This window comes from Actinomadura alba (assembly GCF_014323705.1).
In the GTDB taxonomy this organism is placed as follows: Bacteria; Actinomycetota; Actinomycetes; order Streptosporangiales; family Streptosporangiaceae; genus Actinomadura_C; species Actinomadura_C alba.
In genome coordinates this window covers 90,011-103,952 of the sequence record NZ_JABVEC010000012.1, presented here as the reverse complement: position 1 = coordinate 103,952, position 13,942 = coordinate 90,011, and the positions used below count along the sequence as shown (strand labels likewise).

13 protein-coding genes are annotated in these 13,942 nt (G+C 68.1%); 11 read left to right on the top strand and 2 right to left on the bottom strand.

Annotated elements, in window-relative coordinates:
* The first annotated feature begins 417 nt into the window (after window positions 1–417).
* The 6 genes from HKK74_RS17635 to HKK74_RS17610 all read left to right on the top strand — a co-directional run bounded on the left by HKK74_RS17635 (window position 418) and on the right by HKK74_RS17610 (window position 6,397).
* Window positions 418–2,853 carry a M14 family zinc carboxypeptidase gene (locus HKK74_RS17635; protein WP_187244321.1) on the top strand — a complete coding sequence of 812 codons (2,436 nt, stop codon included), beginning with the start codon at window positions 418–420 and terminating at the stop codon, window positions 2,851–2,853.
* Between the two features lie 48 nt (window positions 2,854–2,901).
* Window positions 2,902–3,327 (top strand): hypothetical protein, encoded by a 426-nt coding sequence (locus tag HKK74_RS17630; RefSeq protein ID WP_187244320.1) that lies wholly within the window; start codon window positions 2,902–2,904, stop codon window positions 3,325–3,327.
* A gap of 155 nt (window positions 3,328–3,482) precedes the next feature.
* Window positions 3,483–3,698, top strand: coding sequence for a hypothetical protein (locus tag HKK74_RS17625; RefSeq protein WP_187244319.1), 216 nt, complete (start codon window positions 3,483–3,485; stop codon window positions 3,696–3,698).
* Between the two features lie 234 nt (window positions 3,699–3,932).
* A complete protein-coding gene (locus HKK74_RS17620) occupies window positions 3,933–4,607 on the top strand; it encodes a DUF998 domain-containing protein (protein WP_187244318.1) in 675 nt (224 codons plus the stop codon).
* A 45-nt stretch (window positions 4,608–4,652) separates the two neighbouring features.
* Window positions 4,653–5,060 (top strand): YciI family protein, encoded by a 408-nt coding sequence (locus tag HKK74_RS17615; RefSeq protein ID WP_246491672.1) that lies wholly within the window; start codon window positions 4,653–4,655, stop codon window positions 5,058–5,060.
* 68 nt (window positions 5,061–5,128) lie between these two features.
* The gene (locus HKK74_RS17610) at window positions 5,129–6,397 is read left to right on the top strand and encodes an RNA polymerase sigma factor (RefSeq protein ID WP_187244317.1); all 1,269 of its coding nucleotides are present in this window, start codon (window positions 5,129–5,131) and stop codon (window positions 6,395–6,397) included.
* Between the two features lie 258 nt (window positions 6,398–6,655).
* On the opposite strand, the gene HKK74_RS17605 is transcribed toward HKK74_RS17610, so the two are convergent.
* Both HKK74_RS17605 and HKK74_RS41470 read right to left on the bottom strand, forming a co-directional pair.
* The gene (locus tag HKK74_RS17605) at window positions 6,656–7,639 is read right to left on the bottom strand and encodes a GlxA family transcriptional regulator (RefSeq protein WP_187244316.1); all 984 of its coding nucleotides are present in this window, start codon (window positions 7,637–7,639) and stop codon (window positions 6,656–6,658) included.
* 183 nt (window positions 7,640–7,822) lie between these two features.
* Window positions 7,823–8,071, bottom strand: a complete 249-nt coding sequence (locus HKK74_RS41470) for a hypothetical protein (protein WP_187244435.1) — start codon at window positions 8,069–8,071, stop codon at window positions 7,823–7,825.
* Here HKK74_RS41470 and HKK74_RS41910 point away from each other — a divergent pair.
* The 5 genes from HKK74_RS41910 (at window position 8,003) to HKK74_RS41465 (ending at window position 13,918) form a co-directional block, all read left to right on the top strand.
* Complete coding sequence (locus tag HKK74_RS41910) at window positions 8,003–8,239, top strand: nuclear transport factor 2 family protein (protein ID WP_187244315.1); 237 nt, start codon at window positions 8,003–8,005, stop codon at window positions 8,237–8,239. The genes HKK74_RS41470 and HKK74_RS41910 overlap by 69 nt on opposite strands.
* A gap of 23 nt (window positions 8,240–8,262) precedes the next feature.
* Complete coding sequence (locus HKK74_RS17590; protein WP_187244314.1) at window positions 8,263–10,410, top strand: MMPL family transporter; 2,148 nt, start codon at window positions 8,263–8,265, stop codon at window positions 10,408–10,410.
* On the top strand, window positions 10,407–10,844 hold the full coding sequence (locus tag HKK74_RS17585; RefSeq protein WP_187244313.1) for a hypothetical protein: 438 nt from the start codon (window positions 10,407–10,409) through the stop codon (window positions 10,842–10,844). The genes HKK74_RS17590 and HKK74_RS17585 overlap by 4 nt, the downstream gene beginning before the upstream one ends.
* Before the next feature lie 62 nt (window positions 10,845–10,906).
* Entirely contained in the window at window positions 10,907–12,079 is a 1,173-nt protein-coding gene (locus tag HKK74_RS17580) for a PepSY-associated TM helix domain-containing protein (protein WP_187244312.1), read from the top strand.
* Between the two features lie 1,140 nt (window positions 12,080–13,219).
* Window positions 13,220–13,918, top strand: coding sequence for a LuxR C-terminal-related transcriptional regulator (locus HKK74_RS41465; protein WP_187244311.1), 699 nt, complete (start codon window positions 13,220–13,222; stop codon window positions 13,916–13,918).
* Window positions 13,919–13,942 lie beyond the last annotated feature (24 nt).

The window sequence follows — 13,942 nt, the reverse complement described above, 5'->3', positions numbered from 1 at the left end:
CGACACAGTAATGATAAACGCTTCGCCATCGCACCAGGTAAACGCAACAAAGCCTTGACTGCGCCTTCATGATCGTTAATACTGACCCCACCTGATCACAATGAGCGACCAGGCGCTTTCGGGTGCTCAGCGGGGACCGCGCAGCCTGGTACAGCCCACCAGGCCCCGAGTCGAGGGGTTTCTTCCATGCCACGACGATTCCGAACCTTGGTGAACATGCGGACGTCGCTCGTTGTGATAGTCGCACTCATAATCTCAGTGATTGCGCTTCCAGCCAGCGTGAACGGCCAGGCCGCATCCCCGTGGGACGGTAACCCCATCTCGCCTGGTCTCGGCCCCACTTATGGCGAGGAGTGGTGTGAGCCACCTGCTCCAGGGTCCGGCATCGCGAACCAGCAGAGTCCTCCACTCGCGCTGATGCCGGGCGAGGCCGTCAAGTGCACCCTGGACGATTTCCAGCAGGAAGCAAGGGCCGCAGGAATCCCAAGCCGGATGTCGTACTCGGTCATCGGGCGGTCCGTCCGCGGCAGCGACCTGTACAGCGTCGTCATCAACGCGCGCGAGACGCCACAGCAACGGCGCGACTACCAACGCTGGGAGAAGCTGCATTCCCTAATGCGAAGCGACCCGGCGCGTGCCCAGGCACTGCTCGACGAATGGGGACCTGACGTCAAGCTCCCAATCTTCGTCGAGGCCAACATCCACGGGAACGAGGAGGAAGGTCTCGACGCGAGCATGCAGGTCATCCGCGACCTGGTGACCACACCGTATGGCAGCAACCACGAGGTGGACGAGATCCTCGACCACGCGTTCCTCGTCGTGCACCCCACCGTGAACCCGGACGGTCGCGCGGCGAACACGCGGGCCAACGCCAACGGCTTCGACATGAACAGGGACCTGCTGGTGCAGGGCCAGCCAGAGGTACGCGCGAGCATCACGGACATGCTGCGGTGGCTGCCTCCGGTCGGGCTCACCATGCACGGATACACCAACATGATCCAGTCGATGACCATGCCGCACAACCCCGGCTACGAGTACGACCTGCTCGTCGGCTGGAACCAGCGGCGCGTCGACGCCAACGAGACGGACCTCGGCGCAATCGGCATGGACTTCATCCGCCAGGTGAACGACTGGAACGCCAACGCCCAGCCGAACCCTCCGCCGACAGGCCCGGCGTACGCGGAGGGCTGGGACGACTGGGGACCGTTCTACACGGCGGGGCACGCCTCCACGTGGGCGGTCGACATCCAGACCGTCGAGATGTGCGACAGCGGACCCGGGTGCGACGGCCGGTTCGGCTCCAAGCGGATGCAGTACGTGGCGTTCTACTCCTCCGCCAGGTTCTGGCTCACGAACCGCAACGCCATCCTGCACGACCAGCTCGAGATATTCCGTCGCGGCGTCACCGGCGCGGAGCGCCTGAACTGCTGCGACGACCCGCTCGTCGCGGCGCGTGGCTTCACCGAGGCCCAGCACAACTGGATGGTCGAATACCCAGAGGCGTACGTGATCCCGTTCGGCAGCGGCCAACGCAGCGACGCCGAGGCCAGTCGGCTGGCCAAATGGCTCCTCGACAACGGCGTCGAGGTCCGGGCCGCCACGCGGGCGTTCAGCTGGGACGGCAAGAAATACGGCAAGGGCTCGTACGTCGTGTCCATGAAGCAAGCCTTCCGCGGTCTCGCATTCACCGTCCTCGACGCGGGCCAGGACATCTCCGACCGGATCACCAGGCTGTACGCGCCACCGGGCGCATGGAGCCCAGGACACATCTGGGGTGCGGACGTCGTGAAAGTCCCGCGTGGCGATGCGATGTTCCACCCCACCACCCGGCCGGTCACCTCGATGAACCAGCTGTCCGGTGGCGTGCGAAGCGGCCCTGCCGACTGGTACGCCGTGCTGCTGCGCGGTCCCAACGAGACCCGCGCGGTGCTCGACCTGCTGCGCGCCGGCGTGACGGGGACGCTGACCGAGGCGCCGTTCGACACCGCGAGCGCCGGACGGATGCCGGCCGGCTCGCTGGTCTTCCCCGACGACACGAAGACGGTCGCCGCGCTACGTGCTGCGAGCAAGAAGGCCGGCTTCTACGTCGAGCGCGGCCGAGGCACGCCGCCGGCCGGGACCAAGGTGACGCGTGCCCCACGGATCGGCGTGCTCGTCGACAGCGCACAGCCGGCCGTGAACGACACGCTCTGGGCGCTACAGCGGATCTTCGGCGAGGACGCGGCGTTCGTCTCAGCGGTCGCCGGCGCGAACTCGCTGCAGAACGCACCGACCGACCCACTCCGGGACGTGGACGTCGTCTACAACGCCGGGCAGAACTACCCGTCGGCGCAGAACGCCACCGCGCGGGCCCGGCTCCAAGCGTTCTTCGCACGGGGCGGCGGGTACATCGCCACCAGCCAGTCGGCGAACAACTTCGCGTTCCTCGGTGACGCGCAGCCGGCGCTGGTCGACGGACGCATCACGCAGGCCAGCCAGTCCGCCGGCGGCGGCATAGCGCGGTGGGCCAAGAGCGAAGCGGCCAGCCCGCTCACCGGCGGCTACCCGACGCAGGACTACCTCTACCTGCCGACGAACGTCACTTACTTCACCTCGCTGCCTAACGGCGCCACGATTGATGGCCGCTACCTGGGCAACACCACCGACATGTTCGTCGCCGGCCTGTGGCGGAACCGGCAGCAGGACGCGGCGGGTGCACCGGTGATCGCCCGCGGGGAGACGACCGTCGGGAGCCGCTACGTGGCGTTCGCGACGAACCCGTTCTCCCGCGGCGACGCCGAACGCGAGTGGACCTTGATGAGCCAGGCCGCCTTCTGGACGAACCTGACGGATGAGGACCATCACAATGACTAGTCGAATGGTCGCATACAGGCGCAGTGTGCGGCGGTACTCGTCCTGCCGGTGCTGGTCCTCACCACCGCATTGACCTCAGGAGGCCCGGCAGACGCCAGCGTCAAAGGCCACGTGGACGACCCCGGGCTCGACATCATTCTCCGGTCGGGTACGGTGATCGACGGCTCGGGCGCGCCTGGCTATGTCGCCGACGTCGGAATCGATGACGGCTACATCACCCGGGTCGGCGACCTCTCGCGTAGCAGCGCGGAAACCGTGATCGACGCCAACGGGCTCGTCGTGGCCCCCGGCTTCATTGATGTGCACAGCCACGGCTCGCCCTCGGCGCTTCGGCGAGCAGAGAGCTCGCTCACCCAGGGTGTCACGACGGAGACCTTGCAGCCGGACGGTGGCGGTTCGACCAACATTCCCGACGCGCTCTCGATCGGCTCCTCGGGCAGAGCGTCGAAGGCCGCAAGGATCCGCACCTTGTAGGCCTTGGTGAACGTCCGCCGCTTGGGCCGGCCCGGCTGCTCATCGGTCACCCGACCATCCTGCCCCGTCATGGCGGCCTGGTCGGCGAGGGTCATCGTCACTGTCGCAATCGTCCTGTCTCGCCCTGCTTCACATCAAAAGGACTCATACGTCCCATGCCTCACAGCAGTCTGACAGAGAGGGCCGAGCATCCGCGCACCCTGGAGGCACACCACCTCTTCGGCGCCGCCTTCTACTTCGCCGACGACTTCGAACGGGCCCGCCAACGCCTCTCCCAGACGGGCAAGACCCCCCACGAGTACCCCTGGGGAGCCTTCCCGAGCCCCGCCCGCGCCTTCAAAGCAGCTCGCAATGATGTGGGTCTGCGCTGATACGCCGATCGGGCCGCCACACGACCCAACCGGCACCGGTCACCATCCCCACACAGCCGAACACACACAGAACCACGCTGTGGTCGTGGATCTGGCCTGGTCACGGGGGCGTGGGTGTGGCTGGAAAAATCTTGAGAAAATCCGGGGGGGTTTGTCGAAACCGCGGGGGCTTGTTCGAGGTGTGGTCATGAGGCCGGGACGGGACCCGGCCCACGACCGCCGAGGAGCAAGGTCATGACCGCGACGACAGCATCTACCGCCACGACGGGCCGCGCCACCTGTGACCGGCCGGCCAGCGTGACCCGTTCCCTGCTGGGCTACGGTGTCCTGGCCGGGCCGATGTACGTGACCGTCTCGGTGGTGCAGGGGCTGACCCGCGAGGGGTTCGACTTCACCCGCCATTCGTGGAGCCTGCTGGCCAACGGGCACCTGGGCTGGATCCACATCGCCAACCTCGTCATCGCCGGGCTGGCCACGCTGGCGGCCGCGGTCGGGTTGCGGCGTGCCCTGGCCGGTGGGCCGGGCGCCACGTGGGCTCCCCGGCTGGTGGGCGTGTTCGGGGCGAGCCTGCTGGCCGCCGCGGCCTTCCGCGCCGATCCGACGATGGGGTTCCCAGCCGGTACCCCCGACGGGCTCGGTACGGTCAGTTGGCATGGGACGCTGCACCTGGTGGCCGGCGGGGTCGGCTTCGCCTGCCTGATCGCCGCCTGCTTCGTGGTCGCCCGCCGGTTCTCCGGCACCGGCTGGGCCGCCTACTCGCGGGCCAGCGGGGCGGTGTTCGCCGTCTCGTTCGCCGCCATGGTCGTGGGGGCCGGTGCCGTCTGGGCCAACCTGACCTTCACCGCCGGCGTCCTGGTCGCCTGGGCGTGGCTGACGGCCGTGTCCGCGCACCTGTACCGGCGCGCCTAAACTCACTCACCCTCGCGCGGGCCGCCTTCGGAGCCGGCGGTTCACATGAACGCGGTTCACATGAACAAGGAGAAGACGATGCGTTATCTGATCACTCTCAGGGTCACCAAGCAGCCTGACTCCCCGCCCTCGCCCGAACTGATGGAGGCCATCACCAAGCTGGGGGAGGAGGCCACCAGATCCGGCGTCCTGCTGGACACCGCCGGCCTGGCCCCCAGCGCCGAGGGGGTTCGCGTGTCGCTGGCCGGAGGGCGGGTCGGTGTCACCGACGGCCCGTTCACCGAGTCGAAGGAGCTCATCAGCTACGCCCTGTACCAGGTGCGCTCCAAGGAAGAAGCCGTCGAATGGTCTGCTCGCTTCCTGCGGCTGCACCAAGACCACTGGGCGGGTTGGGAGGGGGAGGCGGACGTTCTCCGCGTCTTCGGCCCTGAGGATTTCGCCGCTCCCGCCTGATCCGATCTCGTCCCGATCCCCGGCCGGCGGGTTCCGACCGGGGATTCGGCGTGGTTGGATCGGCGCCCATGAGTGATAGCGATCCTTCTCGGGTGGTCGAGGCGGTCTGGCGGATGGAATCCGCCCGGATCGTCGCCGCGCTGGCCCGGATGGTGAACGACGTCGGCCTGGCCGAGGAACTGGCCCAGGACGCCCTGCTGCTGGCCCTGGAGCAGTGGCCCCGGGACGGCGTGCCGAACAACCCGGGCGGCTGGCTGATGCTCACCGCGAAACACCGGGCCCTCGACCTGGTACGCCGCAACGCCCGGTACGTCCGCAAGCTGGAGGAGGTGGGACGGCACCAGGAACTGCGTCACCAGGAGGCCCAGGACGAGGTGGACCAGGACCTGGACGATCCCATCGGCGACGACGTGCTGCGGCTGCTGTTCGTGGCCTGCCATCCCGTGCTGCCCGTTGAGGGCCGTCTCGCCCTGACCCTGCGGCTGCTGGGTGGGCTGACCACTCAGGAGATCGCCCGGGCCTTCTTGGTGCCCGAGTCGACAGCGGGCCAGCGGATTTCCCGCGCCAAGCGCACCCTGGCCCAGAAGAAGGTGCCCATCGAACTGCCCCCGCCGGACGAACTGCCCGCCCGGCTGGCCTCCGTCTTGGAGGTCATCTACCTGATCTTCAACGAGGGGTATTCGGCCACGAGCGGGGGCGACTGGGTACGCCCGTCCCTGTGCGAGGAAGCGCTACGGCTCGGCCGCGTCCTGGCGGGGCTCATGCCCGACCAGGCGGAGGTCCACGGCCTGGCCGCGCTGATGGAGATCCAGGGGTCCCGGATACCCTCCCGGACCGGTCCGGGAGGGCAACCTGTGCTGCTGCTCGACCAGGACCGCTCCCTGTGGGACCGCCTGCTCATCCGGCGCGGCCTGCAGGCCCTGGAGCGCGCGGAAGCTCTGGGCACCCTCGGCCCCTATGGGCTGCAGGCCGCCATCGCCGCCTGCCATGCCCGCGCTGTGTCAGCCGACGACACCGACTGGGAACGCATCGCCGCCCTCTACCGCGTGCTGGCCCACGTCGTCCCGTCCCCGGTCGTGGAACTCAACCGCGCGGTCGCGGTGGCCATGGCTGAGGGCCCGGCACGAGGGCTGGAGATAGTGGACGCCCTGCGCGACGACCGCGCCCTGCGCGACTACCCGCAACTTCCCGTCGTCCGGGGCGATCTGCTGGCGAGGCTGGGGCGCCACGACGAGGCCGGCCGGGAGTTTCAACGCGCTGCCGCCCTGACCCGCAATGAACGCGAACAGACCCTGTTCCTGGCCCGAGCCGCTCAGCAGGCGACGGGCTCGGTGTAGCCGACACGGCTCACGCGGGCCGGCGATTCGCAGGCCGATACACCTTGACGTCTCGCCCGACCACGCCGACACCATCTCTCAGCCAGGCGGGATCTCTCTGTTGGAGAAATACGGCTGCTTGAACGGAAGGTTCTCGGCGAGCCACGTGCACGGCAGCGCGCAGCTCGCGCTCGTAGCGACCGGCCACCAACAGCAGGCAAGACGCAGCGGCGCCCGTGGCCGGAATTGTGGGAGACATGTCCGGACAGCCGACTCCGGTCAACGCTCCAGGAAGCGTCGAGCGTCATGGGTCCGTTGTCCGTCGCGGTAGGCATGAGGGCTGGCGCCGTACCGTGCCTGGAAGGCGCGTCGCAGCGACTCGGTGGTGCCGAACCCGCAGTGCCGCGCGATGTCGGCGACAGACCGATCTGTCGTCGTCAGGAGCCGGGCTGCCAGCTCGATGCGGATCCGGCGGACCGCTGCGGCCGGTGTCTCGCCCAGCTGCTCGTGGAAGATCCGGGACAGCTGCCGTGGACTGAGGTGAACCCGGTCGGCGAGGGCTGGGACCCGCAGGTCACCGTCCGGTTTGGATAGCACGTAGTCGATGACCTCCCTCAGTGCGGTGTCGTTCGGCCGGGTGGCGGTCGTGAACACGCTGAGCTGGTCCTGGCCTCCCGACCGCTGCAGGTAGGTGACCATCCCCATCGCGACCCAGCGGGCGACCTCGGCGCCGTGGTCTTCCTCGATGAACGCCAACGTGAGATCGAGAGAGGCGATGACGCCGCCGGAGGTAGAGATCCGGCCCTCGCGGATGTAGACCGGACCGGCGTCGACCCGGACCGTGGGATACCGCTGGGCGAGTTGGTCGGCGTAGAACCAGTGCGTCGTGGCCCGGTGACCGTCGAGCAGCCCCGCCGACGCCAGGACCGTCGCACCGGTGCACACCGACGCCACCCTGCGGGCTCCCCTCGCGAGCCGTTGCACGTGCCGGAGCAGCAACTGGTCCTCAGCCGCCTCGGTGTGTCCGTCACCGCCGGCGACGATGAGGGTGTCGCACTGCTCGACCTCCGAGATCGCGGCCTGCGCACGGAGGACCAACCCGGTGGAGCAGCAGAGGTCTGCGCCGGTCGGACTCGTCACCACGACGTCGTACGGCTCGGCCGCCCGGAATCGTCCGGCAAGCCCGAAGGCGCTCGTCACGCAGGCGATGTCGGCCAGCTCTGCCCTGTCGTAGGCCGCCACGACGACGGTTCGAGACCTCACGGGTGTCAGGTTACGCGCGCCCACCCGGCTCGGTCGCGGCTGATCCGGACAGGATTCGCAGCAAAGCGGACGTGTCACCCGACGGACGTGGCCCCTCCGGCCATGCGGGTGTCAGGGTCGGGAGGCCGCGCAACCTCATCAACCACAGGGAGGAGATGCCGTGACATCTCCTGACGACGTGCTTCAGCTGATCGATCGCTGGTCAGCGGCCGAGCCGGCCGGCGATGTCGACGCGTACCGAACGCTGCTGACCGAGGACTTCATGGGGTCGGGGCGGCCGGCTTCGTCCTCGACGCGACGCAATGGGCGGGATGACACCAGGGAGACCTTCGCAACCACGAGCTCGAGATCCTCGATCCGCGGGTGCGGTCCTACGGCGACACCGCGGTAGTGGACGCGGTCCAGCGGCAGGTGACGACTGCCCGCGGTCACGACGCCAGCGGATCGTTCCGGCTGGTCGCTGTCTGCCGGGTGACGTCCGACGGCTGGCGCATCGCTCACCTGCAGCTGAGTGGTCCGCTCATCGCTCCTACGGAGATGCCGTCCCTTCGCCCGTCCGATGTCGACGGAGCAGACCCAATGAACGAGGTCGTTCGCTGAGTACTGATGCCCGGGAGGTTGCCGTGTTCACTCGCCTCGCGAACCTGGTGATACGTCGTCCGCGCGCCATCCTCGTCCTCGCGCTGCTGTTCCTCGCCGCGACCGCCGGGCTGGGGGTGTCGGCCTTCGGAAAGCTCCAGACCGGGGGGTTCGCCGATCCCTCGGCCGACTCCACGCGTGTCGAGGAGATGCTCGACGACTGGCCGGGCGGCACGGCCGATCTGGTCTTCCTCATCGACGCCGGCCCGAACACGGTGTCGGACCCGGCCGTGTCAGCCAGCGGTCGAGAGCTGACGCGGGAGCTCACCCGCGACTCCGAGCTCGTCCGGGTGACCTCGTGGTTCGACACGAGCTCCCCGGCGCTGCGGTCGGCGGATGGCCGCTACGCCCTGGTGCTCGCCGACACGGTGGCAGGCGATGACGTGGTCCCCGAACTGCGGGACCACTACGCGGGCAGGCGTGGTCCGGTCACGGTGACCATCGGCGGCCCTGAGGCCGTGAGCCTCGACATCACCGACCAGGTGGGCAAGGACCTGGCCGTGGCCGAGTCGATCGCGGTACCGCTGATCCTCCTGTTGCTGCTGGTGGCGTTCCGCAGCCTGGTCGCGGCCCTGCTGCCGCTCATGATCGGTGTGCTCGCTGTCTTCGCGACGTTCGCCGAGCTCGCCGTGCTCGGATCGCTCACGCAGGTCTCGATCTTCGCCATCAACCTCACCACGGCGTTGGGACTCGGCCTCGCGGTCGACTACGCGATGCTGATCGTCAGCCGCTACCGAGAAGGGCTGGGCTCGGGCCTCGAGCCGGCGGACGCCGTACGCCGCTGCCTCGCCACCGCCGGCCGCACGGTCGCGTTCAGCGCTCTGACCGTCGCGACCGCGCTGACCGTGCTGTTGCTCTTCCCGCTCTACTTCCTGCGTTCCTTCGCGTACGCCGGCATCGGGGTCGTGCTCGCCGCCATGCTCGCGGCCGTCGTCGTGCTCCCCGCCGCACTGGTCGTGCTCGGACGACGGATCGAGCGCGGCCGCATCCCGTCGCTGCGGCCGACCTCCGCGGAGTCCACGTTCTGGGGCCGGGTCGCCGCGACCGTGTTGCGGCGTCCCGCGCTCACCGCCGCGCCGGTTCTCGCCGTGCTCGTCCTCGCGGCATCACCGCTGCTCGGCAGTCACTTCGCGACTCCCGACGACCGGGTGCTCCGTGTGTCCGCCGATGCCCGCGCGGTCGGTGACGTGCTGCGCGACGACTTCCCCGGCAACGACGCTGCGGCCATGCAGGTCGTGCTCATGGGCACACCGGACAAGTCCGCGGTCTCCGACTACGCCCGCAAGCTCTCCCGGCTCGACGGCGTGACCCAGGTCCGATCGACCGCGGGCTCCTACGCCGACGGGCGCGCCGCGACAGGCCCGGCGCCGACCGATCCCGAGCACGAGGGAGCCGAGCGACTCGTGGTCGGGACCTCGCTCGGTGCGGAGACGTCGGACGGTCAGGACCTCGTGCGTGAGGTGCGGGCCATCGCGCCACCGACCGGCACCACGTCGTACGTCGGAGGTCCGGCTGCCGAGTTGGCGGACAGCAAGGCAGCGGTCGGCAGCCGGCTGCCCGCCGCGCTCGGTCTGGTCGCCGTGCTGACCTTCGCCCTGCTGTTCTTGTTCACAGGCACCGTCGTCCAACCGCTGCGAGCGCTGCTGCTCAATGCGGTCAGCCTGTCGGCGACGCTCGGCCTGATGGTGCTCGTCTTCCAGCACGGCTGGTTCGACGACGTCCTCGGCCACACGGCGAGACCCCTCGACATCGCGATGCTGGTCCTGCTCGTGTGCATCACCTTCGGCCTCTCGATGGACTACGAGGTGTTCGTCGTCAGTCGGATCATCGAAGAGCACGAGGCAGGGGCAGACCTGGCGACGTCCGTCACCCGGGGTCTGTCCGGGACCGGCCGGATCGTGACCACCGCCGCGGCCCTGCTGGCCGTCAACTTCTTCGCGTTCACGACCAGTGGCGTGACGTTCATCCAGATGTTCGGACTCGGGAGCGGTCTCGCGATTCTCATCGACGCGACGCTGGTCCGGGCCGTGCTCGTGCCAGCCGCCATGCGGGTCACCGGCCAGTACAGCTGGTGGGCACCGCGCTTCCTCCAACGCGTACACCGTCGGATCGGACTACGGGAGGCCACATGACCACGTCGCACCACACCTCGGCCCGCAGCCGGCGGCGATTCGCACTGCACTACCTCGAGATGGTCGTCGTGATGTTCGCCGGGATGGGGGTGTTCAGCGGGCTGACCGCTCTGGTGTTCGCCGCCGTCGGCACCAGCTTCGGAGACCAGGCCGACTGGTTCCGCGTCGTGCTCATGGGCATCAACATGACGGTGCCGATGGTGCTCTGGATGACCTGGCGTGGACATCCGCCGGCAAGGAACCTCGAGATGGCGGCCTCGATGCTGTTTCCCACCCTGCTCGCCGCCGGGCTGGTTGCCGCGGGGCTGGTAGGCCGAGGGTCCGGCATGCTGATCCAACACCTGCTGATGCTGCCCGGGATGCTGATCGTGATGCTGTGGCGGTACGAGGAGTACGCCTCCGGCCATCACCACGGAGTCACGGCGGAACAGTGATGTCGCCGACGGATCAGTCACCGTGCTCGAGCACGACCGGGTGATCAGCGCATTGGAGTCCGGTGACGCCCACCGCCCACCCGGAAGGGACGCTGGCCTCGGTGATCCCGCCGGATAAGGCCGACGCCACCACCCGGGTGGTGCTGTCTGTGCCGGGGCTGGGCGAAAAGGAACGCACCGTGTTCGTCGACCCCTACACCGGACGGGTGAAGGGGGTGCTCACCACCTGGTTCGACGAGACACCGTTGATGACCTGGTTCGATGACCTGCATCGCAACCTGCACCTGGGCGAGGTGGGCCGGTTGTATTCGGAACTGGCCGCCAGCTGGCTGTGGGTGATCGTGACCGGTGGGCTGGTGTTGTGGTTGGGTCGCCGCCGCCACTACCGTGGCGACGCATCCGCGTGGCGGGCACTGCTCCCCATCCGTTCCGCCCGCGGGGTACGTCGTGTCCGGGGCCGGCATGCCGTCACCGGGCTTTGGCTCGCCACCGGGTTGTTGTTCCTCAGTGCGACCGGGCTGACCTGGTCCAACCACGCCGGAGGGAATTTCCAGGCGCTGCTGGACGCGGTTCGCGGGCAGGCGCCCGAGGTGAACACCGCGCTCGCGGCCGCCCCGGCCAGCGGCGGAAACGCCCACCACGGCGGCGGGAGCACTGCGACCCCGGCCACGGACCCGGCCCATACCGATCGAGTGCTGAACACAGCGCGCGTCGCCGGGCTGGCAGGACCCGTCAAGATCACCCCACCCGAGGAGGCCGGCCACGCGTGGAGCGTCGTCCAGGAAGACAACCTGTGGCCGGTACGGCGCGACCAGGTCGCGATCGACCCGGCCAGCGGACAGATCACCGACCGCGCCGACTGGGCCGAATACCCGGTGCTGGCCAAGCTCAGCGCACTGGGCATTCAGGCCCACATGGGCCTGCTGTTCGGCCTGGCCAACCAGCTTCTGCTCGCCGCCATCGCCATCGGCCTGCTCACGCTGATCTTCTTCGGCTACCGGATGTGGTGGCAGCGCCGCCCCACCCGCGATGACCGGCGAGGCCTGCTCGGCAAACCGCCGGCCCGCGGCACCTGGCGCACACTGCCGCGACCGTTCCTGTTCCTCGGCATCCCGCTTCTTGTGGCGCTCGGCTGGGCGCTGCCGGTCTTCGGCGTCACCCTGCTCGCCTTCCTGGCCATCGACCTCATCGTTGGTTTCGGCCAACGCCGCAGCGGCCGCACTCGTACGGAGTGACTGCGGCCCGTGGTTCTCCATGACCGCGGGCCGACCAAGGACAGGGGCCGGGGACGCTTGAGTAGGCCGTTTGTAGGCCGTCCCCGGCCCCGATCAACGCTTCCAGCATGTGCCCGTACCGAGAAGAGGCCAGGATGCCCTCGAGCAAGACGTGATCGCCGCGGTTCAGGCTCCAGCGGACGATGGTGTCCAACAGATCGATGTTCGCGTCGCCCGGTATGTCTCGTTCCCGGAGGATCTGCCGACGCACGACACGGCACCTGCGGTCGGTGCTCGGCGAGTACACCGACCATTACAACCGCCATAGGCCTAACCAGTCCCGCCGGCAGCGACCACCTGACTCCGACAAGTCGGTGGTCACGCCGTTGGACGCGCCGATCCATCGGCGGAAAGTGCTCGGCGGTGTGATCAACGAGTATCACCGAGCGGCATAGAACGTTTGCGAATCCCCAGCTCAGCCCATCGCGACGAGTTTTGGCGCAGTACAGGGGTAGGTCCTGGTCTCCAGCACGCGCCGGGGGACCGGCGCACAGATCCCGCCTTGATCGTCACGACACGTCAGCTCCGAGTCCTCGAGGCTCAGTTCGTATCCGTCTCCGGCCGGAACCCACACCCGCCGCTCTCCCGGTGTCGTCGGTGGCATGCGTGGCATCGTGGCAGAAACAACCGACAAGATCCGTTCTTTCAGTCGCCTTGTGCTTCGAGTTCCGCGAACGCGAGGCCGGGCTGACGAAAATGACCGCATGTGGCAAGCCACACCGGACTCTGTCCCTGTGTGACCGGAGGGATGCTCAGAGTGGGCATGAGCCATCGGATCGTCGATCGGGGCAGGGCTCGGCAAGCGGAACACCGTCAATGTGGCTCTCACACCGATGAATGAGAAGGTCACACCGTTTTTCGCGCTCCGGAGAATAGGGCATCGCAGCGGGGACGGAAGGGAGCAACTGACCGCCGTGACCCGGATCTGACAGGGGATTTATCAGGATTTAGGTGGTTAGGTGGGTGGGATTATAACGCCTTCCGGCCGGCCGCCCGACCGTCACGCCCGACGGGAAGTATTCACCGCCATCGCTGCCAACTCGAGGGCGCATAAACACGTCTCTTCATCCGGCGCACCGTGAGCATTCACGGACGTGCCGGGTGATCAAGGTCACCCGACCCGAGGTTCGTTGGCGGAGGAGTTGGCTGATCCGGATGGTCAGAGTGTTCATCGTCGATGAGAATCCGGTCATGGAACTCGGGCTCCGCTCACTGCTGGGCGATCACCCCGAGATCGAGGTGGTCGGCGACGCGTCGAACGGCGGCCCGGTGGCCGGCGCGCTTCTCACACACGGCGTGGACGTGATCCTGGTGAGCGCGTCTCCACCCAATCCCGGCAAGATTCGCGCACTCGCACGGCATGGCGGCGGGGCACGGATCGCCCTGCTGACATCCGCGGACGAGCAGTCTGTGCTATTACGCGCATTGGCCGCGGGGGCGCACAGCTGCATTCTGCACGGTCATTTCGAGCCGCAGGAGGTCGCCACAATGGTCCTGGCGACGGCATATGGCCAATCCTTCCTCTCCTCCACGGTGGCCACCTTCCTGGTCACGTGGCTGCACGGCAACGCCTCCATGGACCCGCGGCCACGCCTGGGGCTCACCCCGCGGGAGATCGAGATCATGGAGCTGATCAGCGGTGGACTGAGCAATCGCGCTATCGCCGATCGCCTGATCATTTCCGAGAAGACCGTGAAGAACCACGTGCACAGCATCTACAAGCGACTCGGTTCGGACAGTCGCGACAATGCCATTCAGCGATGGAATGATCTTCAATCCGCCGCTCGAACACATGAATGAATCATGGCATCGTCCGGCCAACAT